At 65.0% G+C, this 25,296-nt stretch carries 20 protein-coding genes; 3 read left to right on the forward strand and 17 right to left on the reverse strand.

All coding sequences use genetic code 11. The annotated features are described in order from the left end of the window. Window positions 1-30 precede the first annotated feature (30 nt). From ASF98_RS00490 to ASF98_RS00570, 17 genes are all read right to left on the reverse strand, one after another. Entirely contained in the window at window positions 31-768 is a 738-nt protein-coding gene (locus ASF98_RS00490) for an HAD family hydrolase (protein ID WP_055796022.1), read from the reverse strand. Further along, on the reverse strand, window positions 768-2,282 hold the full coding sequence (gene gltX, locus ASF98_RS00495) for a glutamate--tRNA ligase (RefSeq protein WP_055796025.1): 1,515 nt from the start codon (window positions 2,280-2,282) through the stop codon (window positions 768-770). Before gltX ends, ASF98_RS00490 begins: the two co-directional genes overlap by 1 nt. A gap of 44 nt (window positions 2,283-2,326) precedes the next feature. Continuing rightward, on the reverse strand, window positions 2,327-3,103 hold the full coding sequence (locus ASF98_RS00500; protein WP_055796027.1) for a fumarylacetoacetate hydrolase family protein: 777 nt from the start codon (window positions 3,101-3,103) through the stop codon (window positions 2,327-2,329). 85 nt (window positions 3,104-3,188) lie between these two features. Then, on the reverse strand, window positions 3,189-3,971 hold the full coding sequence (locus tag ASF98_RS00505) for an MBL fold metallo-hydrolase (RefSeq protein WP_055796031.1): 783 nt from the start codon (window positions 3,969-3,971) through the stop codon (window positions 3,189-3,191). 91 nt (window positions 3,972-4,062) lie between these two features. After that, window positions 4,063-5,175, reverse strand: coding sequence for a branched-chain amino acid aminotransferase (locus tag ASF98_RS00510; protein WP_055796034.1), 1,113 nt, complete (start codon window positions 5,173-5,175; stop codon window positions 4,063-4,065). Window positions 5,176-5,277: 102 nt separating this feature from the next. Next, window positions 5,278-6,330, reverse strand: coding sequence for a 3-isopropylmalate dehydrogenase (locus tag ASF98_RS00515; protein WP_055796038.1), 1,053 nt, complete (start codon window positions 6,328-6,330; stop codon window positions 5,278-5,280). Window positions 6,331-6,411: 81 nt separating this feature from the next. Continuing rightward, complete coding sequence (locus tag ASF98_RS00520) at window positions 6,412-7,221, reverse strand: class F sortase (RefSeq protein WP_055796041.1); 810 nt, start codon at window positions 7,219-7,221, stop codon at window positions 6,412-6,414. Window positions 7,222-7,309: 88 nt separating this feature from the next. Continuing rightward, entirely contained in the window at window positions 7,310-8,038 is a 729-nt protein-coding gene (locus tag ASF98_RS23945; RefSeq protein ID WP_156372234.1) for a hypothetical protein, read from the reverse strand. A 415-nt stretch (window positions 8,039-8,453) separates the two neighbouring features. Then, complete coding sequence (metG, locus tag ASF98_RS00530; protein ID WP_055796046.1) at window positions 8,454-10,013, reverse strand: methionine--tRNA ligase; 1,560 nt, start codon at window positions 10,011-10,013, stop codon at window positions 8,454-8,456. A 65-nt stretch (window positions 10,014-10,078) separates the two neighbouring features. Continuing rightward, entirely contained in the window at window positions 10,079-10,834 is a 756-nt protein-coding gene (locus ASF98_RS00535) for an ABC transporter ATP-binding protein (protein ID WP_028271615.1), read from the reverse strand. Then, complete coding sequence (locus ASF98_RS00540) at window positions 10,831-13,626, reverse strand: ABC transporter permease (RefSeq protein ID WP_055796050.1); 2,796 nt, start codon at window positions 13,624-13,626, stop codon at window positions 10,831-10,833. The genes ASF98_RS00535 and ASF98_RS00540 overlap by 4 nt, the downstream gene beginning before the upstream one ends. Before the next feature lie 208 nt (window positions 13,627-13,834). Continuing rightward, window positions 13,835-15,424 (reverse strand): phosphoglycerate dehydrogenase, encoded by a 1,590-nt coding sequence (gene serA, locus ASF98_RS00545; protein WP_055796052.1) that lies wholly within the window; start codon window positions 15,422-15,424, stop codon window positions 13,835-13,837. Window positions 15,425-15,565: 141 nt separating this feature from the next. Next, window positions 15,566-16,591, reverse strand: a complete 1,026-nt coding sequence (ilvC, locus tag ASF98_RS00550) for a ketol-acid reductoisomerase (RefSeq protein WP_028271612.1) — start codon at window positions 16,589-16,591, stop codon at window positions 15,566-15,568. Between the two features lie 79 nt (window positions 16,592-16,670). Next, a complete protein-coding gene (gene ilvN, locus ASF98_RS00555) occupies window positions 16,671-17,183 on the reverse strand; it encodes an acetolactate synthase small subunit (RefSeq protein WP_055796055.1) in 513 nt (170 codons plus the stop codon). A gap of 2 nt (window positions 17,184-17,185) precedes the next feature. Further along, window positions 17,186-19,087 carry an acetolactate synthase large subunit gene (locus tag ASF98_RS00560; protein WP_055796057.1) on the reverse strand — a complete coding sequence of 634 codons (1,902 nt, stop codon included), beginning with the start codon at window positions 19,085-19,087 and terminating at the stop codon, window positions 17,186-17,188. A gap of 371 nt (window positions 19,088-19,458) precedes the next feature. Next, a complete protein-coding gene (ilvD, locus tag ASF98_RS00565) occupies window positions 19,459-21,180 on the reverse strand; it encodes a dihydroxy-acid dehydratase (protein WP_055796060.1) in 1,722 nt (573 codons plus the stop codon). A gap of 140 nt (window positions 21,181-21,320) precedes the next feature. After that, window positions 21,321-22,244, reverse strand: a complete 924-nt coding sequence (locus ASF98_RS00570) for a LysR family transcriptional regulator (RefSeq protein ID WP_055796071.1) — start codon at window positions 22,242-22,244, stop codon at window positions 21,321-21,323. A 124-nt stretch (window positions 22,245-22,368) separates the two neighbouring features. Here ASF98_RS00570 and ASF98_RS00575 point away from each other — a divergent pair, with 124 nt between their 5' ends. From ASF98_RS00575 to ASF98_RS00585, 3 genes are all read left to right on the forward strand, one after another. Further along, the gene (locus tag ASF98_RS00575) at window positions 22,369-22,932 is read left to right on the forward strand and encodes a hypothetical protein (RefSeq protein WP_082506677.1); all 564 of its coding nucleotides are present in this window, start codon (window positions 22,369-22,371) and stop codon (window positions 22,930-22,932) included. Window positions 22,933-23,007: 75 nt separating this feature from the next. Beyond that, the gene (locus tag ASF98_RS00580; protein WP_055796077.1) at window positions 23,008-24,120 is read left to right on the forward strand and encodes a sunset domain-containing protein; all 1,113 of its coding nucleotides are present in this window, start codon (window positions 23,008-23,010) and stop codon (window positions 24,118-24,120) included. Window positions 24,121-24,148: 28 nt separating this feature from the next. Beyond that, the gene (locus tag ASF98_RS00585) at window positions 24,149-25,282 is read left to right on the forward strand and encodes a PQQ-dependent sugar dehydrogenase (protein WP_055797205.1); all 1,134 of its coding nucleotides are present in this window, start codon (window positions 24,149-24,151) and stop codon (window positions 25,280-25,282) included. Window positions 25,283-25,296 lie beyond the last annotated feature (14 nt).

The raw sequence follows: 25,296 nt of genomic DNA on the forward strand, positions 1-25,296 counted from the left end.
CCCGGACCGGGCGGGGCCACCGGCAGGGGGCTATCCCAGCAACTCGACGAGCGACCCCACCTGGTGGCCGGCAAAAACAGACTCCGTTTCACCGCTGCGGTTCAGCCATACGCCCAGCAGGCCGGCCGCCGTCGAACCTTCCGCGTCCAGCAGGCGGTTGTCTCCCACATAGAGTGTTTCAGCGGCGCTGCTGCCAAGGAGGCGTACGCCCTCGAGGTAGATGGCCGGATCCGGTTTGGGCACGCCCACGGTGTCCGTGCCCACCAGCACCCTGATCCGTTGAAGCCCCGCAGTATCCAGCTTCACCCGCTGGTAATCGTGCACGTTGTTGCTCACCGCTCCGTAGGGAATTCCTGCGGCGTCGAGGGCGTCCAGCACAGGGGCCACGTCTTCAAAGGCACGGACATAGCCGTGCTGCAGGGCGGCGTAGGACGTAACCCACGCGTGGGATTCCTCCCCCTCTTCCAGTTCCACCCCGAAATGTCCCAGGGCGGCCCGCCCGCGGAGGAGCCGCTGCTCGTTGAAAGTCAGCTCCCCGGCCAGGTAGCGGTCATAGAAATGTGTGGTTTCGTGCGTGAAGATCCGCCCGAATTTCTCCCACCCGGCCTGGTCCAGGCCGGGCAGGAGATGCTCGCTGACATCACGCAGCGCCGTGGTCATGGCGTATTCGAGGTCCACGAGGGTGTCGTCAATATCGAACAGCACGCCCCGGATGACGCCGAAGCCCGTGTGCAGCACACGGCCGCCGTCGCCACGCAGTGCAGTCATCAGCCGCGGAAAGCGTGCAGGCGGGCCAACGAGGATGCCTTGCCCAGGATCACCATTGACTCAAAGAGCGGCGGTGAAATCCGGCGCCCGGAAATGGCCGTCCGGACCGGGCCGAAGGCCAGCCTCGGCTTCACGCCCAGGCCTTCCACGAGCGCCTGCTTCAGCGCGGCCTGGATGCTCTCGGCGTTCCAGTCAGCCACGGCGTCGAGGGCTGCGATTGCCGCGTCCAGCACCTCGGTGAGGTTTTCCGGCAGTCCCTTGCGGGCGTCGTCCGCAACGTCGATGGCGTCATCGTTCTTGAACAGGAAGGAAATCATCTCGGGAGCCTCGCCCAGCAGGGCGATGCGCTCCTGGATCAGAGGTGCTGCCTCAGCAAGGATCTCCTCTTCGCGGGCCGTAAGGCTCTCCCCCACGAGGCCGGCTGCGCGGAGGTAAGGAACGAGACGGCCCCTGAAGTCGTTCGCTTCCAGCATCCGGATGTGCGTGCCGTTGATCGCTTCGGCCTTCTTGATGTCAAAGCGTGCCGGGTTGGCCAGTACGTCGTGGACGTCGAAGTGCTCGATGAGCTGTTCCACCGTGAAAATGTCTTCGTCGGCGGACAGGCTCCAGCCCAGCAGGGAGAGGTAGTTGAGCAGGCCCTCGGGGATGAATCCGCGGTCCCGGAGCAGGAACAGGTTGGACTGCGGATCACGCTTGGACAGCTTCTTGTTGCCCTCGCCCATCACGTAGGGAAGGTGGCCGAACACCGGCATGTAGTTTGCGACGCCGATGTCCATCAGCGCGCGGATCAGCACCACCTGGCGGGGGGTGGAGGACAGCAGGTCCTCGCCGCGCAGGACGTGGGTGATCCCCATGAGCGCGTCATCCACCGGGTTCACCAGGGTGTACAGCGGGGAGCCGTCGGCGCGGACAATCACGTAGTCCGGGATGCTTCCGGCCTTGAAGGTAATTTCGCCGCGGACCATGTCGGTGAAGGTGACGTCCTCATCGGGCATGCGGACACGGAGCACCGGTTCGCGGCCTTCCGCCTTGAACGCGGCAAGCTGCTCCTCGGTCAGTTCACGGTCGAAGTTGTCGTAGCCGAGCTTGGGGTCGCGGCCGGCGGCACGGTGGCGCGCTTCAACTTCATCCGGCGAGGAGTAGCACTCGTAGGCGTAGCCGGCTTCCAGCAGCTTGGCCACGACGTCCTTGTAGAGATCCAGGCGCTGTGACTGGCGGTACGGCTCGTGCGGTCCGCCTGTTTCCACGCCCTCTTCCCACGAGATGCCCAACCACTTCAGGGCCTCGAGCAACTGCTCGTAGCTCTCTTCCGAGTCCCGCGCCGCGTCCGTGTCCTCAATGCGGAAGACAAAGGTTCCCTGGGTATGCCGGGCATATGCCCAGTTAAACAGCGCCGTGCGGATCAGGCCGACGTGCGGCGTGCCCGTGGGCGACGGGCAGAACCGCACCCGGACCGGGGTTTCGGCGGTGACGGCAGGACTGGAGACGGCGTTGGACACAGAAGGAGTAGTCATAGTGACTCCAACTTTACCGCCTGCCCGGAGGCCGGGCCTCGCCGCTAGCGCCGGACGATCGGGTTGGAGAGCCGGCCGATGCCTTCGATCTCCACCTCAAAGCGGTCGCCGGCCGCAACCACGCCCACACCAGCGGGCGTACCGGTCATAATCACGTCGCCGGGAAGCAGCGTGAAGGCCTGGGAGACCACCGAGACGAGCTCGCGGACGCCCCGGATCATCTGGCTCGTGCTGCCGTCCTGGCGCAGTTCCCCATTGAGCCGGCCCTGGATCCGGAGGTCCTCGGTGTCCAGCTCGGTTTCGATCCACGGGCCCAGCGGCGCCGAAGTGTCAAAGCCCTTGGCCCGTGCCCACTGCAGGTCCGTCTTCTGGACGTCGCGGGCGGTGAGGTCGTTGCCGCAGGTGTAGCCGAAGATGACGTCATCCACGCGGTCCTCGGGCACGTCCTTGCAGATGCGGCCGATGACGACGCACAGCTCGGCCTCGAAAGAGACTTCCTCGGAGAATTCGGGCAGCACGATGGGATCGTTGGGGCCGATCACCGAGGTGTTCGGCTTCAGGAACAGCAGCGGCTGCTTGGGGACCTCGTTGCCCAGTTCCGCGGCATGCTCGACGAAGTTGCGGCCCACGCCCACCACTTTGCTGCGCGGAATGATCGGCGCGAGGAGGCGAACGTCCTCCAGCTTGTGCTTTATTGTGGTTCGTTCCACGCCGTGAAAGAAGGGGTCGCCCTTGATAACAGTGACTACCTCACTGCCGGGCTCGCCTTCAACAACACCGTAGAGGGGATCAGAATCAGCTACAAAACGGGCGATACGCATGGTTCCTAGCGTACAGTCTCCGCTCGGGCGTCCCGCCGCGGGCACTGCCGCGCCAGCACCGCGCCGGAGCCCGGCGTCCCGGTGCTCAGCTGCGGAGGAACTCCAGCTGGGCGGCCACGGAGTTTTCAGCGGCCGCACGGACGGCGGGGTCGATATCCGCATAGACGGCATCAGTGATTTCGCCCACTCCCGCAGATGGACCAAGGTCCGCCAGGGCAGCCCGGATCTGCGCGAGCCGTTCGTGCCGGTGGTTCCGGTAGGCACGGACAACTTCATCGAGCGCCGGGAGCACGGCTCCGTGACCGGGCAGCACGGTGGCCGGGCCAATGCCCTCAAGCCTGTCGAGGGTTGCCAGATAGTCGCCCAGTTTGCCATCGGGGAAGTCCAGCACCGTGGTGCCGCGGCCCAGAACTGTGTCGCCGGTCAGCACCGATCCGTGCCGGCCGTCAGCGGGCAGATGAAAACAGAGCGAGTCCGAGGTGTGGCCGGGCGTGGCAATCACACGTATCTCAACCCCCGCCGCGAGGATGGTTTCCCCGTCAGCCAGGGGAATCCCGCCGTGACAGTGCCGTGCATCTGCTGCGCGCACTGGCGCCCCGGTGAGCTCGTGGAAGCGCGCCGCCGCCGCGGTGTGGTCGGCATGACGGTGCGTGATGAGAATGAGCTCCACCCTCCCTGCCCCGGCCAGTTCCCGCAGGTGCTGTTCGTCCAGCGGCCCGGGGTCCACCACCACGGTGCCGCCCGCATCGGGGCCGCCCAGCAGGTATGAATTGGTCCCGTCAAGGCTCATGGGTCCGGGGTTGGGTGCTAGCCGGAACCGCGTCAGGTCGCTGGCCGGAAGAATCGACGGAAAGGATTCGGGATTCACCCACCCATCTTCGCACTGTTAACGCACGACGCCGGGTGGGCCGTAATGCTTACGGCCCACCCGGCGTCGTGCGTCAGGAAAATGGGGAAACTCAGGCGAGGCGCGTCAGCCAGCCGTGGGTGTCCTCGACCGTGCCCGTCTGGATGCCGAGAAGCTGCTCGCGGATGGCCATGGTGGTCTCCCCGGCCTTCGCATCCTCGGAGCCGATGAACTCGGTGGCGTCCTTGAGCACTCCGATGGGCGTGATGACAGCGGCAGTCCCGCAGGCGAAGACCTCGGTGATCTCGCCCGAGGCGACGCCGTCCCGCCATTCGTCCAGGGTGATCTTGCGCTCGGTGACGGTGCGGCCCATGTCCTTGGCCACCTGCATGACGGACATCCGGGTGACGCCTTCCAGGATGGTCCCGGTCAGGGCGGGGGTGACCAGCGAGCCGTCCTTCATCACGAAGAAAACGTTCATGCCGCCGAGTTCTTCCACGGCGTTGTCATTGAACTGGTCCAGGAAGAGGACCTGCTTGCAGCCGTGGGCCTCGGCCTCCTGCTGGGCGATGAGGGAGGCTGCGTAGTTGCCGCCGCACTTGGCTGCACCGGTGCCGCCGCGGCCAGCCCGGGCATACTCCCGGGAGATCCAGATCGACACCGGCTTCAGCTCGCCGCCGAAGTAGTTTCCGGCCGGTGATGCAATCACGCGGAACGAGACTTCCCTGGCCGCGCGGACACCCAGGAACGCTTCCGTGGCGATCATGAACGGGCGCAAGTAGAGCGCCTCGCCGTCCCCGGCGGGAACCCACTCGCGGTCGGCCTGCACGAGTTCGCGGATGGCGCCGAGGAAATACTCTTCCGGCAGCTCCGGCAGCGCCAGCCTGCGGGCGGACTTGTTCAGCCGGGCGGCGTTGGCCTCCGGGCGGAACGTCCAGACCGAGCCGTCGACGTGGCGGTAGGCCTTGAGACCCTCGAAGATCTCCTGGCCGTAGTGCAGCACCGCCGCCGACGGGTCAAGCGAGATGGGACCGTATGCCTCAATGCGCGCGTCATGCCAGCCGCCCTTGCCGTTCTCGTCGACGCTGTAGTCGACAATCGCAGTGTGGTCGGTGAAATAGTTGCCGAATCCCGGGTTCGCCAGGATGGCTGCTCGCTCTTCAGCAGACTTCGGGGTTACCGACGGCTGATGGGTGAATTCGACGCCATGGGCAGTCTGAGTCATGGTTCCTCCACGGTCGGCTGCCTGGTGTGTGAACGTGGTTCAGCGTCGGACCACGGCAGCATTATTGGTGATTCGAAACTAGCTTACGCCCGATGCGTGGCCCTAAACGGCGGCGGCGATTGCGTCACCGATCGCGCTGGTGGTGCGCTCCCGGCCATCCCGGGTTTCGACGTCGGCAATGACTGCCGCTTCGATCTTCTTCGCTGCCTCCGCATAGCCGAGGTGGTCCAGAAGCAGGGCCGCCGACAGGATTGCCGCCGTTGGATCGGCCTTTTGCTGACCGGCGATATCAGGGGCAGATCCGTGCACGGGTTCAAACATGGACGGAGCGGTGCGTTCCATGTTGATGTTGCCCGAGGCCGCGAGGCCAATACCGCCGGTGACGGCAGCGGCGAGGTCGGTGATGATGTCACCGAAGAGGTTGTCCGTGACGATGACGTCGAAGCGTGCGGGGTCGGTGACCATGAAGATGGTGGCAGCATCGATGTGCAGGTAGTCGTGGGTGACGTCCGGGAATTCCTGCGCCACCGCTTCGACTGTCCGCTTCCACAAATGGCCGGCGTAAACCAGGACATTGTGTTTGTGGACAAGGGTGACGTGCTTGCGCGGGCGTTCGCTGGCCCTGCGGAACGCGTCCCGGACAACCCGTTCCACGCCGTGGGCCGTGTTCAGCGAAACCTCGGTGGCAACCTCGTGCTTGGTCCCGGCACGCAGGGTGCCGCCGTTGCCTACATACGGACCCTCGGTGCCTTCGCGGACCACGATGAAATCGATGTCGCCGGGATTGGCCAGCGGGCTGCCGACCGTGCCGAAGAGGCGTGACGGGCGCAGGTTGACGAAGTGGTCCAGGCTGAAGCGAAGCTTCAGCAGCATCTCCCGTTCGATGATGCCGGAAGGGATCCGGGTGTCACCGGGGGCTGCACCGACGGCGCCGAAGAGGATGGCATCGTGGGTGCGGAGATCGCTGAGTACTTCCTCCGGAAGGGTCTCGCCTGTCTCAAGCCAATGCTGGGCTCCCAGCTTGTAGTGGGTCTGGTCCAGCGTGACGCCTTCGGCGGCTACAACCTTCTCCAACACTTTCAACGCTTCGGCGATGACTTCGGGGCCGATGCCGTCGCCGGGAATCACAGCAAGATTAATCGTGGGTGCGCTCATCGTTTCAGCGTAACCAAGCTATCCACATGATGGTCAAGTCGTCTCAATATTCGAACAGCCAGGATTGCTGGACGGTGCGTATCAGCGGCCTGGCAGGGGCGAGGCGACGACGGCAACGTTCTTACCCCACGGATCCTCCGTGTAGCAGCTGATAAGGACCAACCGGTTGGGAACCACCGCCCAGATGGGGCTGTCCTTCAGGGTGGCCTTCGTGTAAGTGGTCACGGAGTCCACCCTGTAGGTGATGGCGCCGGTGGACGTGGCAACTGTCAGCTCGTCCCCGGCCGCGGCGGCGGAACTCAAGTGGTTGAACGGCGCGTCAAGCCCCTCCCAGCTGTGGCCGATGACATAGCTGGTGTTCACGGAGCCAGCGCCGGGCGTCCCGAGGTTCGCGAGCCAGTAGCCATCCATCGTCTCCGGTGGCACGATGCTGTGGCTTGCGGCGTCGACCGACTCCGGTTCCAGGGGGTGCACCACAACGTCCATGCCGGCAGCCGGGTAGATGATGCGCTGCGGTGCCGCCGCCGCGGGATAGGAAGGAGCAGGCGGTGCCGCCGGGGCTGCACCGCCTGCGGCCAACGGCTCGGCAGGCAACGGTACGGCGTGCAACGCAACAGGATCCGTCTTTGCAACGGATTCCGCGGCCTGCGCTCCGGCGGCAGGCATCGTGGCCTGCGCCAGCGGATCCGGCAAGCGCCCGGACAGGACTATTGCCGCCGGTTCCCCGGCCGCAGTTGCTCCGTGGTTGCCGGATCCGGTCACACCGTAGGCCAGCCAGGCACCGAGAATCCCCGCGACGCAGAAGGCCAGCACCAGGAGGTCCCGGGTGTTAAGAACCAGGCTGCGGATACGGGCGGGATGCCTATGCCGGTACCGGACGTGACAGACCATGCTGGGCTCCTGAAGATTTTGGGAAGGTGATGCACAACCGGAGGGCGGGTGCCGTAAGTTCACGGCACCCGCCCCGGGGTTTACAGTCCTAGCTGCTTGCGCCGCGGGACCGCAGGCCGCTCTTGACGAGCACCCAGGCACCTGCCGCGGTAAAGAGGCCGGTCAGGATGGTCAGCCAGGCGGGGACTCCGCCAGGGGAGCTGCCCACGGCCGTCTGGACGTTGTAGCCCGTATTGCTAGCTGCCGGAACGGATGCTGCGGCAGCCCCCTGGGGCGTTGACGCAACCGGGGTCACTGCAGCGGGAGCCGGCGTGACGGCCGCCGGTGTGGTTGCCGGCGGCACTACCACTGTGACAACCGCAGGAGTCGTCGACGTATCAGTCGGCGTATCCGTCGGGGTGACCGTCGGGGTGACCGTCGGCTCATCCGTCGGTTCGTCCGTTGGTTCGTCCGTTGGTTCGTCCGTCGGCTCATCCGTTGGTTCGTCCGTGGGCGGAGGCGGCGGTGGAGTTGTCGGCACGACACCCCCGCCCGCGCAGCCCTGGGCGAGGAGTGCGAGATTCGCCGGTGTCAGGTTCTGGCCGCCCGGCAGAGTGTCGCCATTGTTCTGCGGGACAACGTCGTCAGCGTGCCCGCTGTGTCCCGAAAGCCCGTTGACACTGACCTCTACCGCTGTGTAGCTCCCGGATCCGCCCTTGGCGTGGCAGATGATAATGCTGTTTCCGTCGCTGGAAGCCGGTGGCGCGGCGTAGGCCGCCACTGTGGCCCCCATAACGCCGAGGCCCACCACCCCCAGAGTGGCTATTGTCCGTTTCATGTTCGGTCCCTCCATACCAAATCCGATTCGAACTGACCAGACTGTGCGGAGTAACCGTCTTCGAGACCAGTAAAAACAAAACCTGTGTGAGACCTCAAACAGCGAAGTGAAGGCGACAGTTACTCCCCAGACAGTGTCATCAGTTCGCTTGCCTTTTCAGGCTAGGTTTGCCGCTCCGGTTAAACCCGAGTAACAGGTACGCGTTTACTCAAACAGGCACAGGTACCAATTACCTGCTTCGTGAAAATATTCACTCGCACGCATACGGCGGACTACTTGGAAACTTGGGCGCTTGCTGCCCCGGCCCGAACCTCGCTCCGGCGTATCAGCGGGCATGAGAGCGCTCCCCCACCTGCTGCGGCAAGTGAGGGAGCGTCGGGGGAATTATGGCGGGACGCCAGGGCGTCGGGCGGGACTACGCTTCGGCCGGCTCCTCGTACTTCGGGAAGATCGGGGCCGGTGCAGGGAGCTCCGTGCCGGGAACGAGCGGCGCGGCGACCGCCGCGAACAGGCGGGCGTCGCCGTCGGGCTGGCCGAGGGTTTCCAGCAGTGCGGCGGACGCGGTCGGCATGACCGGCTGGACCAGGATCGCAACGATCCTGAGCACCTCAACGGTCACGTACAGCACCGTGTTCATGCGCTCGACGTCGGTCTTCCGCAGCACCCATGGCGCCTGCTCGGCGAAGTACGCGTTGGTGTCGCCAAGGACGCCCCAGATCGCTTCCAGGGCGCGGCTGAATTCCTGCTTCTCGAACGCGGCCCGGGCGGCGTCCAGCAGTCCGTTGGCCTGCGCCAGCAGCGCGGCATCCTCTGCAGTGAAGACGCCGGGGACCGGGACCCGGCCCTCGCAGTTCTTGGCGACCATCGACAGTGAGCGCTGTGCCAGGTTCCCGAAGTTGTTGGCGAGGTCGGAGTTCATCCTGCCGACGATGGCCTCGTGGCTGTAGCTCCCGTCGGCGCCGAAGGGCACCTCGCGGAGGAAGAAGAAGCGCACCTGGTCCAGGCCGTACTGTGCCACGAAATCCGACGGAGCCACCACGTTGCCCAGCGACTTGGACATCTTGACGCCGTTGTTGTTCAGGAAGCCGTGGATCATGACCCGCTTGGGCAGTTCCAGTCCGGCGCTCATCAGGAACGCCGGCCAGTAAATGGCATGGAACCGGGAAATGTCCTTGCCGATCACGTGGACGTCGGCGGGCCAGTACTTCTGGAACGACTCCGAGTCGACGTCCGGGTAACCCACGCCGGTCAGGTAGTTGGTCAGCGCGTCGACCCACACGTACATGACATGCTTGTCATTGCCGGGCACGGGAACGCCCCAGTCGAACGTGGTGCGGCTGATGGAGAGGTCGTCCAGCCCCCGCTTGACGAAGCTGATGACCTCGTTGAAGCGGGACTGCGGGGCACCGAATTCCGGGTGTGCCTCGTACAGTGCCAGCAGCTTGTCCTGGTAGGCGGAGAGCCGGAAGAAGTAGCTTTCCTCGGCCGTCCAGGTCAGCTCGGTGTCCGTCTCGCGTGAGTAGCGGAGGCCGTCTTCCTTGACGACGGTCTCGTCTTCAACGTAATACGCCTCGTCGCGGACCGAGTACCAGCCCTCGTACTTGGACAGGTAGATGTCCCCGTTGGCCTCCATCTTCTTCCAGATGGCCTGGGAAGCGGCGTAGTGGTCCTCGTCCGTGGTGCGGATGAAGCGGTCGTACGAGATTCCCAGGGCGGAGTGGGCGGCTTTGTAGATTTCGGCGTTCCGATCCACCAGCTCCTTGGGCGTAATGCCTTCCTTTTCGGCCGTCTGCGCGATCTTCATGCCGTGCTCGTCCGTGCCGGTCAGGAAGAAAACGTCGTAGCCGTCCAGGCGCTTGAACCGGGCCATTGCGTCGGTGGCAATGTACTCGTAGGCATGGCCGATGTGCGGCACGCCGTTGGGGTACGTAATGGCGGTGGTGATGTAGAACGGGGTCTGGGCTGAAGACGACACTCTGGGAAGTTACCTTTTTTCGGAAGCGGTGCGGGCCGGGAGCTGGTTGAGCGCTACCCCTAAATCTAGATCAGTTCGGTCAGGGTATCGCTGAGCCGGACAAGTTCGTGGTCATGTGACGCCACCAGCACGGCAATTCCGTCGGACGTGGTGTCCTTCAGGATGCTGATGATGCGGTTGGCCGAGGTACGGTCCAGGCTGGCCGTCGGTTCGTCGACTACGAGGACGCGGGTGCCCAGGATCAGGGCACGTGCGATCGCCACGCGCTGCCGCTCACCGCCGGACAGCTGGGCCGGACGGTGGCGCATGCGACGCCCCAGGCCGACAAGGTCCAGGAGGTCCTTTGCCATGTCGCGGCGCTGGTCCACTTCGCCGTCCGGCACGGCCGGCAGCAGTACGTTCTCCAGTGCGCTCATGCCGTCAATCAGCGCACCGCCCTGGTCGACGTAGCCGATCAGTGCCCGCCGGCGGTCGGCGATTTCGTCGTCGCCCATGCTCTCGAGGGACTGGCCCTCCCAGTACACACGGCCCGACGTCGGCAGGGTAAGGCCGGCGCCGACGGTCAGGATACTGGTCTTGCCGGAACCGCTTCGGCCGGCGACGCAGTGCATTTCTCCGGCGTGGAGGGTCAGGTCGAAGCCTTCGACGACGTTGACGGCGTCGGCTCCGCCCTTCTGGCCACCGTAGCGGATGGTGATGTTGCTCAGCTCCAGCGGGGTCCCGTGGTCTGCGGCCTTCAGGATGGTGTTTGCACGGGTCTGGAGCGAGCCGTCCCCGGCGTCATCCTGGGGAATCCGGTCGAGATTCAGGTCGTTGTTCATTGGACCACTTTCGTTGCAATTGGAATCCAGCAAAGTACAGCCACGAGTCCGGCCAGGGCGGCCCAGAGCGCAGCATAGGGGGCGAGCAGGAGGCCGATGCCGAGGGCGCCGACCACGCCGAGCGGCAGGGCCACCGTGCCCACGAGTGCGTTTTCGAACAGCCGGACCTGGCCCAGCATGTCCGGGTTCCAGCCCATGGCTTCGAGGGTGCCGAGGTACTGCCGCTTGGCCTGGAGCTCGAACCGTCCGGTGACAAGGGTCAGCACCAGCCCCACAGCTACTCCGGAGAGCGCCAGGACGATGCTGGGCAGCGCCACGCTGGCAGCAGCCAGTCCGCTGAGGGCACTGGCGCCGGCGGCTCTCGGGATGTCGATCAGCAGGGCGATCAGGCCACCAACGGCGGCACCGAAAACCCCGACTGCCACGGCCAGCGAGATCGTGTTGAATTTGTTGGTGCTCAACTGGCGGTTGGCGAACGTGAGCGGGGAGTCGACGGCGATCAGCCGCTCGTCGTGCTGCGGCTCCTGGTCGATTTCGTCACGGTGCCTCAGCTGCCGTGCCGCGAAGTAGGCGGCGGCGGCGTAGAGCACCAGCACTGAGGCGGAAACGATGACCGTTGCGAGGTTCCAGCTGACCAGGCTCAGGATTATGCCGGCAATCGCCAGCATGGCCGCTCCGACGCCGAACTCGGCGAGAACCCAGCTGCGGATCCTGTTCTGGGTCCACCCCATGGCCCGCAGGGTGCCGGCTTCGCGGCGGCGTTGGCGGATGTAGCTGACGGTGGAGGCGCCGGTCAGCAACGCGGCACCGCACAGGGTGAGGAACAGCAGCGTCACGTTGGTTCCGGTCAGGGAACCGGACACGGCGTCGGCCGCATCCTGGCGGACCCACGACTGGGTGACGGTGCCCAGCGCGGATTCCTTGCCGGCGCCGTCCTTGGAGTATCCGGGAACGAAAATGTTGGCGTCTTCACGCGCCGAGCCGGCCACAACCGTGGCTTCGAGGCCCATGTCGCGGATTTCGTCCGCGAGTTTCTCGACCTCCGGCTGGGACTCCTTCCAGCTGCCCGGCGCCTTGGCCTTGACGCGGACGGCGTCGATGACCGAAGCGTTCTGTTCGTATCCCCGGGCGGCGGCGAGGCCGTAGTAGTCGGTAATTGCACCGGCAGACTGGCTGACCAGTCCCGTGGCGCTCAGTGACGGCTTGAGTTCGGTGTTCTCCACCTTCTTGCCTTGGGCGTCCTCGGTCAGGGTGAGGGGCGACGGATCGTAGCCGCCCAGGGGCAGCCGGTTGATGTCCCCGGCGGCTTCCTTGACCTTCTCGGCGTCGAACGTGCCGTAGACCATGGCCAGCGGCGCGGCGACCTTGGTGCCGGTCTCCAGGCTGTCGCGGTAGGAACGTTCGTCAACAGGCTCGCGCTGGGTCTGGTCGACGGGCGCTCCGCCCGCACCCTTCTCCGGAAGGCGGTTGACGGTCACCCACTCCCCCGGTGTGGCGGTCTTGTCCACGGCGCCGTTGCCGGCGGTGGCACCGTCGGTGTATTTGGGGGCGGACGCGAAGTCGGTGCTCCACGTTGCCGGGTTGTAGAGGCCCTGGCTGAAGTTGCCGGTGTTCCCCAGCAGCTGGGAGTAGTCCTGCGAGCCCGGCCAGGACAGGGCGAACGGCGACTTGGAAACGAACGGAAGGTAGTCCTTGTCCAGCGAACGAGTCACCGTGCCCACGTCCTTGACCACATTTCCGGAGCCGTCGATTTCCTCGATCTTGACCGAGTACTTGAGGTCGAGGGAGGTGCCGGAGCGGACGATCAGCGGGATCGCCTGGGAATCAGCGGTGAGCTGCCCTGCGCGCTTGGCCTGCTGGTACTGGGTCATCAGGGGTGCCCAGTACTTGAGCTTGACGCCGAGGAAGTCAGGCCCCTCTTCAAGCTCCTGCATGCTGATTCCCGTGGTGAACAGGCTTTCGAAGTGGCGGCCTATGGCCCCGGCGTTCCGGGCGTCTGCCGGCGGCGCCTTTTCGAGCGGAGCAAGGAAGTCGCCGGCGGTGCCCAGAAGGGCACGTTCGGACACGGGGTCGACGGCGACGACGGACTCTGTCACCTGTGGCGCCAGCGGCAGGGACACCGACAGGTTGAACAGGTTGTGTTCGGAGCCGCCCGCGGGAGCCGGGAACTTGATGCCCGTTTCCCCGTCGGCGCCCGCGATGCGGATGCTCTTGCCGCCGGCGGTCTGCTCTTCCACGAGCTTGGCCTTGCCGAGGGAACCTTCGGCCATGGACTTGAACAGGGTCTGTTCCGACTGTCCGTCGGAGCTGACCGCGGTGGCCGTCATGCGGTATTTCTTGGCCTCGTCAGTGAGGACCGATTCTGCTGCCGGCCACTTGCTGGGGTCGGTTCCGCCGGGCTCCCCTGCGGTCGCCGTGCCCACGAGGCCGGCGTTGAATCCGAGGTAGTCCATGGCGTCAAGCCGCGGCGCTTCGAGGTTCTGCGATACCCGTGAAACGAGGCTGATGGGGGCCGCCACTGAGGTGCCGGTGAGCTTCCTGATGCCATCAAGCTGCTCGAAGCTGATGCCGCCCTGGCCGTTGGCGATCTCCGGCTGCATGAGTGCGCCGCCGGAACCTGCCTTGGCCTGGACCAGGATGTCATAAAGTCCGCGGGAATTCTGGTCGACTGTTCGGTTGAGCGCTGCCTGTGACTGGCCCTGGACGAGGACGGACAGGCACATGGCGACGATCAAAATGGCCGCGGTCAGCAAAAGCACTCGGCTTCTGATGAACCTCTGGACGGCGTTCATTGGGCTCCCTGAAAGCTGGATTGCGTGAGCGCACACCTCCGTCCACATCTAACGGATGTGAAGGCGTCCCCTGCCGGGTGTGCAAAAAATAATGGCCGGTCTGCCGGCCGGATCCGAAAATCGGACCCAGCCATTGTACGCAGACCGGCCAATCATACGTGGCAGAAGTTAACGTCTGTCACGAGAAGTTCACCGATTAGGCGGGAGGTCAGTCTTCGAGGTCGACTTCCCGCACCATCTCGGCACCGATGCCGGCCTTGATCGCGTCAAGGACCTGCTGCGGAACCGAGCTGTCAATGGTCAGGAGGGCCAGGACCTGGCCGCCCTCGGCCTGGCGCGCAACCTGCATGCCGGCGATGTTGATGTTGTTCATGCCCAGGATGTGGCCGATGGTGCCGATGACGCCGGGACGGTCCGCATAGGCAACCACCACCAGGTGTTCGCTGATGGGAATTTCCACCTCGTAGCCGTTGACGCCCACGAGCTTCTGGATCTGCTTGGGACCTGTCAGTGTCCCGGCTACGGATATCTGGCTGCCATCGCTCAGGGCACCGCGCAGCGTCAGGAGGTTGCGGTACGACTCGGTGTCCGGCGTGGTGATCAGGCGGACGTTGATGCCCCGCTGCTCGGCGATGACCGGGGCGTTGACGTAGGAGACCTGTTCGGTCACGACGTCGGCGAAGATGCCCTTGAGCGCGGCCAGTTCCAGCACCTTGACGTCCAGGGAGGAAATCTCGCCGGCAACTTCGACGTCGAACTGGGTCAGGGATGCGTGGGTCAGTGCGGTGAAGATGCGGCCCAGCTTCTCGATCAGCGGGATGCCCGGGCGCACGTCCGGAGCGATGACACCGCCGGCAACGTTCACTGCGTCGGGGACCAGTTCGCCGGCCAGGGCGAGCCGCACCGACTTGGCCACGGAGACGCCGGCCTTTTCCTGGGCTTCGTCAGTGGAGGCGCCCAGGTGGGGGGTCACCACCACGTTGTCCATCTCGAAGAACGGCAGGTCGGTGCTGGGTTCCTTGACGAACACGTCCACGCCGGCACCGGCGATCTCGCCGTCCTTCAGGGCAGCGTGCAGGGCTTCCTCGTCCACCAGGCCGCCACGGGCGACGTTGATGACGTAGGCGGTCTTCTTCATCTTCTTGAACGCCTCAGCGCCGAGCATGCCCACCGTTTCGGGCGTTTTCGGCATGTGGATGGTGATGAAGTCCGACTGTGCCAGCAGCTCGTCCAGGGTGACCAGCTGCACGCCAAGCTGGGCGGCGCGGGCGGAGGTGATGTAGGGGTCGTACGCCAGGATCTTGGTGTCGAAGCCCTTCAGGCGGGCTGCCACGAGGGCGCCGATCCGGCCGAGGCCGATGATGCCGATCTTCTTCTCGTAAAGTTCAATGCCCGTGTACTTGGAGCGCTTCCATTCGCCGTCCTTGAGCGCGGCACTGGCCTGCGGAATGTGGCGGGCGAGGCTCAGGATGTGGCCAACCGTCAGTTCAGCGGCAGAGACGATGTTCGACGTCGGGGCGTTGACCACCATGACACCGGCCTGCGTGGCGGCCTTGATGTCGACGTTGTCCAGGCCCACTCCGGCGCGGGCAATGACCTTCAGGTTCTTGGCCGCAGCGATGGCCTCAGCGTCCACCTGCGTGGCAGAGCGGACCAGGATTGCGTCAACATCCACGATGGCAGCGAGCAGCTGGGAACGGTCGGAGCCGTCTGTCTGGCGGATTTCGAAGTCCGGGCCGAGGGCCTCGACTGTGGCGGGTGAAAGTTCTTCGGCGAGCAGTACTACGGGTTTTGACACGGCTGATCCTCTGCGTTGCAGTCCGGGGGATAAATCAAGTCTAGGCTGACGGAAAGGCCGGGCTCACATTGTTAAGTGTGAACCCGGCCTCACTGCTGCCTTGTGAAGGGCACCAGGCCGATGGCCTGGCGGCAGGCAGCCTTAGCGGGCTGCCGAGCCCTCTACGTAGTCCTCGTCCTGCTGCTGCCAGGAGAACAGGCCGCGCAGTTCGCGGCCGACGCTCTCGATGGGGTGCTGCTCAGCCTTGGCACGCAGCGCCTTGAACTCGACGCCGCCGTTGTCCTGGTCTTCAATGAAGCGCTTGGCAAACGCGCCGTTCTGGATGTCGCCGAGGACAGCCTTCATGTTTTCCTTCACCTCGGGGGTGATGACGCGGGGGCCGGAGACGTAGTCGCCGTACTCTGCGGTGTCAGAAACGCTCCAGCGCTGCTTGGCGATGCCGCCTTCCCACATGAGGTCAACGATGAGCTTGAGCTCGTGAAGTACCTCGAAGTAGGCGATCTGCGGCTGGTAGCCGGCCTCGGTCAGGGTCTCGAAGCCATACTGGACCAGCTGGGAAACACCGCCGCACAGGACTGCCTGCTCGCCGAAGAGGTCGGTTTCGGTTTCTTCGGTGAAGGTCGTCTTGATGACACCAGCGCGGGTGCCGCCGATGGCCTTGGCGTAGGACTTGGCCAGGTCCCAGGCTGCGCCGGTGGCGTCCTGCTCGACGGCGATGATGTCCGGGATGCCGCGGCCGGCTTCGAATTCGCGGCGCACGGTGTGGCCGGGAGCCTTCGGGGCGATCAGGATGACGTCAACACCCTCCGGTGCCTCGATGTAACCGAAGCGGATGTTGAAGCCGTGGGCGAAGGCCAGGGCCTTGCCGGGGGTCAGCTTGTCCTTGATGGAGTCGTTGTAGATCGAGCGCTGGTGCTGATCCGGCGCCAGGATCATGATGACGTCGGCCCATTCGGCGGCGTCGGCGACGTTCTTGACCGTGAATCCGGCGTCCTGTGCCTTGGCGATCGAGGCAGAGCCCTCCTTGAGGGCGATGGTAACTTCAACGCCGGAGTCGCGCAGGTTCAGAGCGTGGGCGTGGCCCTGCGAGCCATAGCCGACGATGGCTACCTTCCGGCCCTGGATGATGGACAGATCAGCGTCGTCGTCATAGAACATTTCAGTCACTTGCGTAACTCCTTTTGAGTGGATTCTCGAGTGTAAATAGTCTGTGGTGATGCGTTACTGCACGGGCTGTGCGCTGCGCCTAAGCGCTGCGCAAAGCCCTGTCGCTCATGGAGCGGGATCCCCGTCCAACGGCCAGGGTGCCGGACTGCACAATTTCGCGGATGCCGAAGGGCTCGAGCACTGACAGCAGTGCGGTGAGCTTTTCGGGGTGGCCGGTTGCTTCAATGACCACCGAGTCTGTGGAGACGTCGACCACTGAAGCGCGGAACAGGTCTGCAGCCTGGGTCACCTGCAGGCGTGTTGCGGCATCCGCACGTACCTTGACCAGGATGTGGTCTCGCTGTACGGAAGATTCTGAGGTCAGTTCAACAATCTTGATCACGTTGACAAGTTTGTTCAACTGCTTGGTGACCTGTTCGATCAGGTCACCGTCGGCGTCGACGACGACGGTCATCCGGGACATGCCCGGAACTTCCGTCGGGCCGACGGCCAGGGAATTGATGTTGAAGGCCCGGCGCGCGAAGAGGCTCGCGACTCGGGTCAGCACACCGGGTTTGTCTTCGACCAGAACGGACAGCGTGTGGCGGCTCATGATCAGTCCTCCTCTTCCCATTCCGGGGTCATGTTGCGGGCGACCTGGATCTGGTCGTTGCTCACTCCGGCGGGCACCATCGGCCACACCATGGAGTCGGGGCTCACCACGAAGTCGATGACCACGGGTCGGTCATTGATCTCAAGGGCCTTCTGGATGGTGGCGTCGATATCTTCAGCGCGCTCGCACCGGAAGGACGCGCAGCCGTAGGCCTCGCCTAGTTTCACGAAGTCCGGGATGCGGACCGTCTCGTGGCCGGTGTTGAGGTCGGTGTTCGAGTACCGGCCCTCATAGAAGAGGGTCTGCCACTGGCGCACCATGCCCAGCGAGGAGTTGTTGATGATGGCAACCTTGATGGGGATCTTGTTGATGGCACAGGTGGCCAGTTCCTGGTTGGTCATCTGGAAGCAGCCGTCGCCGTCGATGGCCCAGACCACGCGGTCCGGTGCACCCACCTTGGCGCCCATGGCCGCGGGGACCGCGTAGCCCATGGTGCCGGCTCCGCCGGAGTTCAGCCAGGCGTGGGGGCGTTCGTACTTGATGAACTGGGCCGCCCACATCTGGTGCTGTCCGACGCCGGCAACGTAAATCCCTTCGGGACCGGTCAGGGCACCGATGCGCTCAATGACGCGCTGCGGCGCGGTGAGGCCGTCCTCGGGCTCGGTCCAGCCCAGGGGATACGTATCCTTCAGGTTGTTCAGGAACGTCCACCAGTTCTCCAGGTCCGGCTTGCCGGAAGCAGCGAACTGCGTCTTCACCGCCTCGGTGAGTTCCGGAATGATCTCCTTGACGGAGCCCACGATCGGAACGTCCGCCGTGCGGTTCTTGGAGATCTCGGCGGGATCGATGTCCGCGTGGATCACCTTGGCGTTCGGCGCGAAGGTCTTCAGGACGCCGGTCACCCGGTCATCGAAACGGGCGCCCAGGGTGATGAGGAGGTCGGACTGCTGCAGCGCGGTGACGGCGGACACCGTGCCGTGCATGCCCGGCATGCCGACATGCTGCGGGTGCGAGTCCGGGAACACACCGCGGGCCATCAGGGTGGTGACCACAGGCGCGCCGGTGATTTCGGCGAGCTCCCGCAGTTCCGCCGAAGCATGCGCCTTCACCACGCCGCCGCCAACGTAGAGGACGGGCTTGCTGGCCGCGGCTATCAGCTTCGCCGCTTCGCGAACCTGCTTGTTGTGGCCCCGGACCACCGGCCGGTAGCCGGGAAGGTCGATCTTCGGCGGCCAGGAGAAGGTCATCTGGCCCTGCTGGGCATCCTTGGCAACATCCACCAGGACGGGGCCGGGCCGGCCCGTTGACGCAAGGTGGAACGCCTCGGCCATGACATGCGGGATGTCATTGGGGTTGGTCACCAGGAACGAGTGCTTCGTGATCGGCATGGTGATGCCCACGATGTCAGCTTCCTGGAAAGCGTCGGTACCGATGACTCCGCTGGACACCTGGCCGGTGATGGCCACCAGCGGCACGGAATCCATATGCGCATCCATGATGGCGGTAACGAGGTTGGTGGCGCCGGGGCCTGAGGTGGCAATGCAAACGCCCACCCGCCCGGTAACCATGGCGTAGCCTTGCGCGGCGTGGCCGGCTCCCTGTTCGTGACGGACCAGCACGTGATTCATGCGGGAGGCCATCAAGGGGTCATAGGTGGGCAGGATCGCGCCACCGGGCAAACCAAAAATATCGTCCACGCCGAGTTCTTCGAGCGAGCGGACAATAGCTTGTGAACCGGTCATCACCGTCGGGGGTACGACGTTGTTCGGTCCGAGTACAGGAGAGACAGCAGCAGCGTGCTCGACGCCGGCATCAGCCGTGCGGTCGGCGCGTTCCGGAGCCTTGGGGGCTCCAGCGGACTTTGTAGCCATCAGCGAGGGGCTGATCGGCGATCCTTTGCTCATCGGACTCTTCCTTTGTGGATCTTTATTAGCGGGTACTTCTCATGACGGGTTCAATATGTGCAACAAATAAAAAAACCCCTCAGCCGTGAGGCTCTTCGAGGGGTTTGCGCGTGACGGTTCGTTACCAGTCGGGCTATTGAGCCACGCGCTTGGTAAGGACGACGACTGCCTCTGCAGCGGCGCAGCTAGTAACGAATGCGATCATGCGTTCAGTTTTCCCTCTGGTGAGACGGGTGTCAACGACACACACCCCCGTCTCACATTGTGGACGCCATTGTCCACGGATTGATCCCCCGGCCCGGGATCAGTCAGCTGAACCGGGTTTCGGCAGGTTCAACCACCAGACGGTGGTTGAACCTGCCGGAACCGGCCTAGCCGCAGTATGCGCCGGTGGAGGCGCTGTGCACCAGCTTGGCGTACTTGGCGAGCACGCCCTTGGTGAACTTGGCCGGAAGCGGCTCCCAGCCGATCTTGCGGGATTCCAGCTCGGCCTCGTCGACCAGGAGGTCGAAGGTACGTGCTGCGATGTCGACACGGATCTTGTCGCCGTCCTGGACGAAGGCGATGGGGCCGCCGTCGACTGCTTCAGGAGCAACGTGGCCGATGCACAGACCGGTGGTCCCGCCGGAGAAGCGGCCGTCCGTCAGGAGCAGGACGTCCTTGCCGAGGCCCGCGCCCTTGATGGCGCCGGTGATGGCGAGCATCTCGCGCATGCCCGGACCGCCCTTCGGACCTTCGTAGCGGATGACGACGACATCGCCGGCCTTGATCTTGCCGTTGTCCAGAGCATCCAGGGCGCCCTGTTCGCGCTCGAAGACGCGGGCGGTGCCCTCAAAGACGTCGGCGTCGAAGCCGGCGCTCTTGACGACGGCGCCTTCCGGCGCCATGGAACCGTGCAGGATGGTGATGCCGCCGGTCTTGTGGATCGGGTTGTCCAGCGCACGAAGGATCTTGCCGTCGAGGTCCGGCGGGTTGATGGACTCGAGGTTCTCGGCAAGGGTCTTGCCGGTAACGGTGAGGCAGTCGCCGTGCAGCAGTCCGGCGTCGAGCAGGGCCTTCATGATGACCGGCACGCCGCCGATCTTGTCCACGTCGGTCATGACGTAGCGGCCGAAGGGCTTAAGGTCACCGAGGTGCGGGATCTTGTCGCCGATGCGGTTGAAGTCGTCGAGCGTAAGTTCGACTTCGGCTTCACGGGCGATGGCGAGCAGGTGCAGGACGGCGTTGGTGGAGCCGCCGAAGGCCATGGTCACGGCTATGGCGTTCTCGAACGCCTTCTTGGTCATGATGTCGCGGGCCGTGATGCCGAGGCGGAGCAGGTTGACCACTGCTTCGCCGGACTTGCGGGCGAACTCATCACGACGGCGGTCTGCCGACGGCGGGGCGGCAGAGCCCGGAAGGGACATGCCCAGGGCTTCGCCGATGCAGGCCATGGTGTTGGCTGTGTACATGCCGCCACAGGCTCCTTCACCCGGGCAGATGGCCTTTTCGATGCGCTCCAGGTCCCCGAGGCTCATCTTGCCGGCGGCGCAGGCACCCACGGCTTCGAAGGCGTCAATAAGGGTGACTTCCTTCTCGGAACCGTCTTCCAGCTTGACCCAGCCCGGCATGATGGAGCCGGCGTAGAGGAACACACTGGCGAGGTCAAGGCGCGCGGCAGCCATCAGCATTCCCGGCAGGGACTTGTCGCAGCCTGCGAGGAGCACGGAGCCGTCGATGCGCTCGGCCTGCATCACGGTTTCCACGGAGTCGGCAATGACTTCGCGGGAGACCAGCGAGAAGTGCATGCCCTCGTGGCCCATGGAAATGCCGTCCGAGACGGAGATGGTGCCGAACTGCATGGGGAAACCGCCGCCTGCGTGGACACCCTCCTTGGCGCCCTGGGCCAGTCGGTTCAGTGAGAGGTTGCAGGGAGTGATTTCATTCCAGGAACTCGCGACGCCGATCTGGGGCTTCGAGAAGTCGTCATCGCCCATGCCGACTGCGCGGAACATACCGCGCGCGGGTGCGGCATGGATCCCGTCGGTGACGACCCGGCTGCGGGGCTTGATGTCAATCTTGTTCTCGGTTGCTGTTTGGGTGTCCTCACTCATGGGTCAAAGTCTATGACTCCGATCGGGACGCCAACGACCCGGAGGGCCCCGTTAAGCCGAAAACCGGGAATATTTCGATCAAATAGTGGACTCTCGTCTCGAATAATGAGATCGAGAGGGCCGGAACTGCCCCGGATGTGTCAGGCGTCACGGAGTCCGGCGGCATTGATCGCCGCAGCTTCGGCCTCCAGCATGGACAGGACCTGCGCGATCGTGGTCCGTGCCGCCACATCCGGGCGTGCGAGCGCCACGATGCTCCGGCGGGCAGTCACTCCGAGCAGCGGGCGCAAGACGAAGCCGCGTTCCTGGTTCCGCAAGGCGGTATACCGCGGCAGCAGGCTTAGCCCGTGTCCGGCACTCACAAGCGCTTCCAGGACGCGAAGGTCGGGAAACAACTGCGCGCGCACCGCCGGAGACCCTGCCTGGACCTCGATCTGGCGCAGCACCGTGTCGAAGGGGAACCCTTCCGGGACGCCCATCCACGGAAATCCCACCACGTCTCCGGCGGTCAGCGAGGACTTCGCCGCCAGGACGTGTCCGGCCGGCACAGCGACATCCAGCGGCTCGTTCAGCAGCGGAACCACCACCAGCCCCTGCCGGGCGAAAACATCGGGACCATCAACGCTGTGGGCCAGGACGATATCGTAGTCGGCGGCCAGGGCAGCGAAGCCGGCAACGCCGGGGTCCTCGAACGAGGCCTCAAACCGGAGTCCTTCCACCGCCTTGACGCGGTGCAGGAGGCCGGGGAGGAACATTTCCGCTGCACTCGGAAAGAAGGCCGCTTTGACGTGCGTCTGCCAGCCCTGGCGGTAGGTGTCGATGGTGGCCTCAGCGCGGGCCATGGCAGTGGACACGTCCGCCGCGGCTGCCGCCATCGCGCGCCCGGCCTCGGTCAGGCGCACTCCCCTGCCGGACTTCTCGACCAGGACAACGCCCAGTTCGTCCTGGAGGGTCTTGAGCTGCTGGGATACGGCCGACGGCGTCACCTCCATCGCTTCGGCGGTGGCGCCGACTGTGCCCCGGTCCGAGAGTTCACGGAGAATCCGGAGCCGTTTCAAATCCATGATGCGAGGCTACAGGACAGTGCCCGGGCACGGAGCCCTCGTGCAGTCCCGATGTGACAAGGCATCCTGCGCCGGCTCTGGTAGCGTGCAAGCCACCCTGCCGGTCGACCATCAGGACTTCACTGTGAACAGCAAGCCCGTGCCGGTCAACCCGGACGCGACCAACCCCGCACCCGACACTGACGACGGTCCCCCGCTCAGCAGCGAAGAGCTGAAGACCAGGCTCCGCGCGGTTTTCGATCACCAGATTCCCAACTACGGTGACTACAACCTCGTCTGTGGCTCCAACAGCTTCGAGGGGACGGGTGCCGCAGCCCGTGGCTGGGCTCCTCCGCGCCGGCGGAGTTATGTTATCGGCTACCGCTGGCACCCGGCCGAGATCATCGTGGCCCCATTTGATGAAAAATCCCTGGCCGCCGCGGGGGTCCCGGTGGCGATCAACATGACCAACCTTTCGCACGCCCTCCGGCTGCCCGCCGTCGCGTCTTCCCCGGGCGGTTACGAAGTGGCCGCAAGCACGGGGAAAGCCTTCCGTTTCGGGGTGGAGAACAGCATGCGGCTGGCTTCGGAGCCCGCAGGACCGGACCAGCGGTCCGGTCGCGGGCCGCGAAGCATCGAACAGGCCGACGACGCCGCGGACTTCCATGAATTCATGGCCGACTTCATCCGGCGCGGGCTGCCCCTCTGAACCTTTACAGCCCTAATCACACCGACGTAACGTCAAGCAACGGCAACCTTGCCTTATGGACAGAAGGGCTCTGCTATGGACTGGATTATCTGGGTCATCGTCATCGTAGTCATCGTCGGAGTTGTGTGGTGGCTCCTGAACCGCAACAGTTCAGGAAATACCACCGGACCATCGACGCTCTCCGATACCGGTGCGTCCGTTCCACCGTCAGGGCAGGCCGGCAGTCCCCGGCCCGTTGCCGGAGCACCGGCCGGAGGCAGCGCAGCACCTTCGGCAGACGCGGCCGCCACCGCCGGAATGCCGGGTGCCGCAGGGTTCAGCTCGGCAGCCAAAGCCGCACCGGCAACTTCCGCACCCGCCGGTGGAGATGTGGACGACTGGGACGAAGACTCAACAGCCACGACGGAGGCGCCCGCAGCGGCCACGGACGCCCGGGCTCCCTCAAACGCGACTGTCAAACCCGCCGGCACCGCCGAACCTGAAGTGACAGCCCAACCTGAGCACGCGGCCGTACCCGGTAAAGAAGCCGTGTCCGAGAAGGCAGCCGTGTCCCACAAAGCTGAGTGGGAGGCGCAGTGGTCCGAGGCGGCCAGCACCCCGCACGCGGCGGAAACGCACGCCGAATCGCACACCATGGAGGCTCCTGCTAAGGAATCAGCGGGCGAATCCCGGGCCGCCGGGACGGGTACCACGGCTCCTGTCCATCACCCCGAGTACACGGAACCGCATGCTCCCACTCTTCCCGGCGCCGAATCCGCCGCAGCGGAAGACGTCCTGGACACAGCCGTTCGGGATAAAGAAGCCCGGGAGTCAGGAGCGGGGGCGGAACTGCCACCGGCCGGCGGGACCGGGCCGGCCGTTGCGAACGACACAGGAGTCCCTTCCGAGGGGGATGCCGAAACCATGCAGGCGGCCTCCTCTTCGGCCGCGACTGAAGGGGCCGCGAGCCACACTGCTGAACCCGCCGGACACCTGGCGGCGGACAAACCGTATGGGGAAGGATCAGCCGCCCCGGCTCCTGATGGCAGCGCACCCGACGGCTACACGGTCAAGGGCAATGCGCAGCAGATGGTCTACCACGATGAAACAAGCCCGGCCTACGAGGAAACCGTAGCGGAGGTCTGGTTCGAGTCAGCCGCCCATGCCGAAGCGGCCGGCTTCCGGGCGCCGCGACGTAGCCGGCACTAGGTCCGGCAACCGGAGGGCCGCCGTCACCATGAGCCGGGACAAGGAGGGGCGCAGATCCATACTTGCGCTCCTCCCGGGACCTCTCACCGCCGTCGTGTCGGCGCTGGCGTTGGTTGCCTGCACAGGTGGCGGCAGCGGTCCACCCACGGGTAACGCCGGTCAAGTCACAGGCAGCAACAGGGCGGGCCAGGAACCCCGGGTGCTGCGGACAGTGGAGGGACTGAGCGTGCCGTGGTCCACGGTGTTCCTGCCGGACGGCACGGCCGTTATTTCCGAACGTGACAGCGCCACACTCAAGGCGGTCAAGGACGGGAAGACAACTGTGCTGGGGAGTGTCCCCGGAGTAGAGCCGGGCGGTGAAGGCGGCCTCCTGGGGCTGGCAGTGTCGCCACACTTCGCTTCCGACCGGTCGCTTTTCGCCTATTTCACAGCCCGGTCCGACAACCGGATCGCCCGGCTCACACTGACTGAGCGTGATCCAGGAGGCGCGCTGGGGCTGGGTCCGCCGGAAACGATTTTCGCTGGCATCCCGAAAGCCTCAACCCACAACGGTGGCCGCATCCGTTTCGGACCGGACGGGAACCTCTATGTGGGAACCGGAGACTCCCAGCGCCGCGACCAGCCCCAGGATCCAAACGCGCTTGGCGGGAAGATCCTCCGGATCACGGAAAAGGGCGAGCCGGCGCCCGGCAACCCGTTCGGAGATAACCCGGTCTACAGCCTCGGCCACCGCAATGTGCAGGGACTCGACTGGGATGACGCGGGCAGGCTCTGGTCCAGCGAATTCGGACCGAACGTGGATGACGAACTGAACCTGATCCAGCCGGGCGGGAACTATGGCTGGCCCGAGGTCACCGGAGCTCCGGGAAAACCCGGCTTCATTGACGCCAAAGTCGTCTGGCCGTCCACCGCGGAATCGTCTCCGAGTGGACTCGAGATCGTAGGCTCCACAGCGTATCTCGGAGCGCTGCGGGGCCAACGGTTGTGGGCAGTCCCGCTCGCTGGTGAAAATGCGGGCAATCCTGTGAGCCATTTCACAGCCAAGTTCGGGCGCATCCGCGACGTTTCCCTGGCCCCGGACGGCACCCTGTGGATGCTTACCAACAATCAAAACCCTGATTCCGCGCTGATTTTGGCGCCTCCAGGCGGTCCCGGAGACTGATGCAGGCGCCGATT

Source organism: Arthrobacter sp. Leaf337 (assembly GCF_001423745.1).
In the GTDB taxonomy this organism is placed as follows: domain Bacteria; phylum Actinomycetota; class Actinomycetes; order Actinomycetales; family Micrococcaceae; genus Arthrobacter.

Coding starts and splice junctions, on each gene's coding strand:
- ASF98_RS00520 (WP_055796041.1), bottom strand. CDS start 7,221: ATGGTCTGTCACGTCCGGTACCGGCATAGGCATCCCGCCCGTATCCGC.
- ASF98_RS00560 (WP_055796057.1), bottom strand. CDS start 19,087: ATGAGCAAAGGATCGCCGATCAGCCCCTCGCTGATGGCTACAAAGTCC.
- ASF98_RS00515 (WP_055796038.1), bottom strand. CDS start 6,330: ATGAGCGCACCCACGATTAATCTTGCTGTGATTCCCGGCGACGGCATC.
- ASF98_RS00570 (WP_055796071.1), bottom strand. CDS start 22,244: ATGGATTTGAAACGGCTCCGGATTCTCCGTGAACTCTCGGACCGGGGC.
- ASF98_RS00500 (WP_055796027.1), bottom strand. CDS start 3,103: ATGCGTATCGCCCGTTTTGTAGCTGATTCTGATCCCCTCTACGGTGTT.
- ASF98_RS00540 (WP_055796050.1), bottom strand. CDS start 13,626: ATGAACGCCGTCCAGAGGTTCATCAGAAGCCGAGTGCTTTTGCTGACC.
- ASF98_RS00510 (WP_055796034.1), bottom strand. CDS start 5,175: ATGACTCAGACTGCCCATGGCGTCGAATTCACCCATCAGCCGTCGGTA.
- ASF98_RS00535 (WP_028271615.1), bottom strand. CDS start 10,834: ATGAACAACGACCTGAATCTCGACCGGATTCCCCAGGATGACGCCGGG.
- ASF98_RS00580 (WP_055796077.1), top strand. CDS start 23,008: ATGGACTGGATTATCTGGGTCATCGTCATCGTAGTCATCGTCGGAGTT.
- ASF98_RS00585 (WP_055797205.1), top strand. CDS start 24,149: ATGAGCCGGGACAAGGAGGGGCGCAGATCCATACTTGCGCTCCTCCCG.
- ilvD (WP_055796060.1), bottom strand. CDS start 21,180: ATGAGTGAGGACACCCAAACAGCAACCGAGAACAAGATTGACATCAAG.
- ilvN (WP_055796055.1), bottom strand. CDS start 17,183: ATGAGCCGCCACACGCTGTCCGTTCTGGTCGAAGACAAACCCGGTGTG.
- gltX (WP_055796025.1), bottom strand. CDS start 2,282: ATGACTACTCCTTCTGTGTCCAACGCCGTCTCCAGTCCTGCCGTCACC.
- ASF98_RS23945 (WP_156372234.1), bottom strand. CDS start 8,038: ATGAAACGGACAATAGCCACTCTGGGGGTGGTGGGCCTCGGCGTTATG.
- ASF98_RS00490 (WP_055796022.1), bottom strand. CDS start 768: ATGACTGCACTGCGTGGCGACGGCGGCCGTGTGCTGCACACGGGCTTC.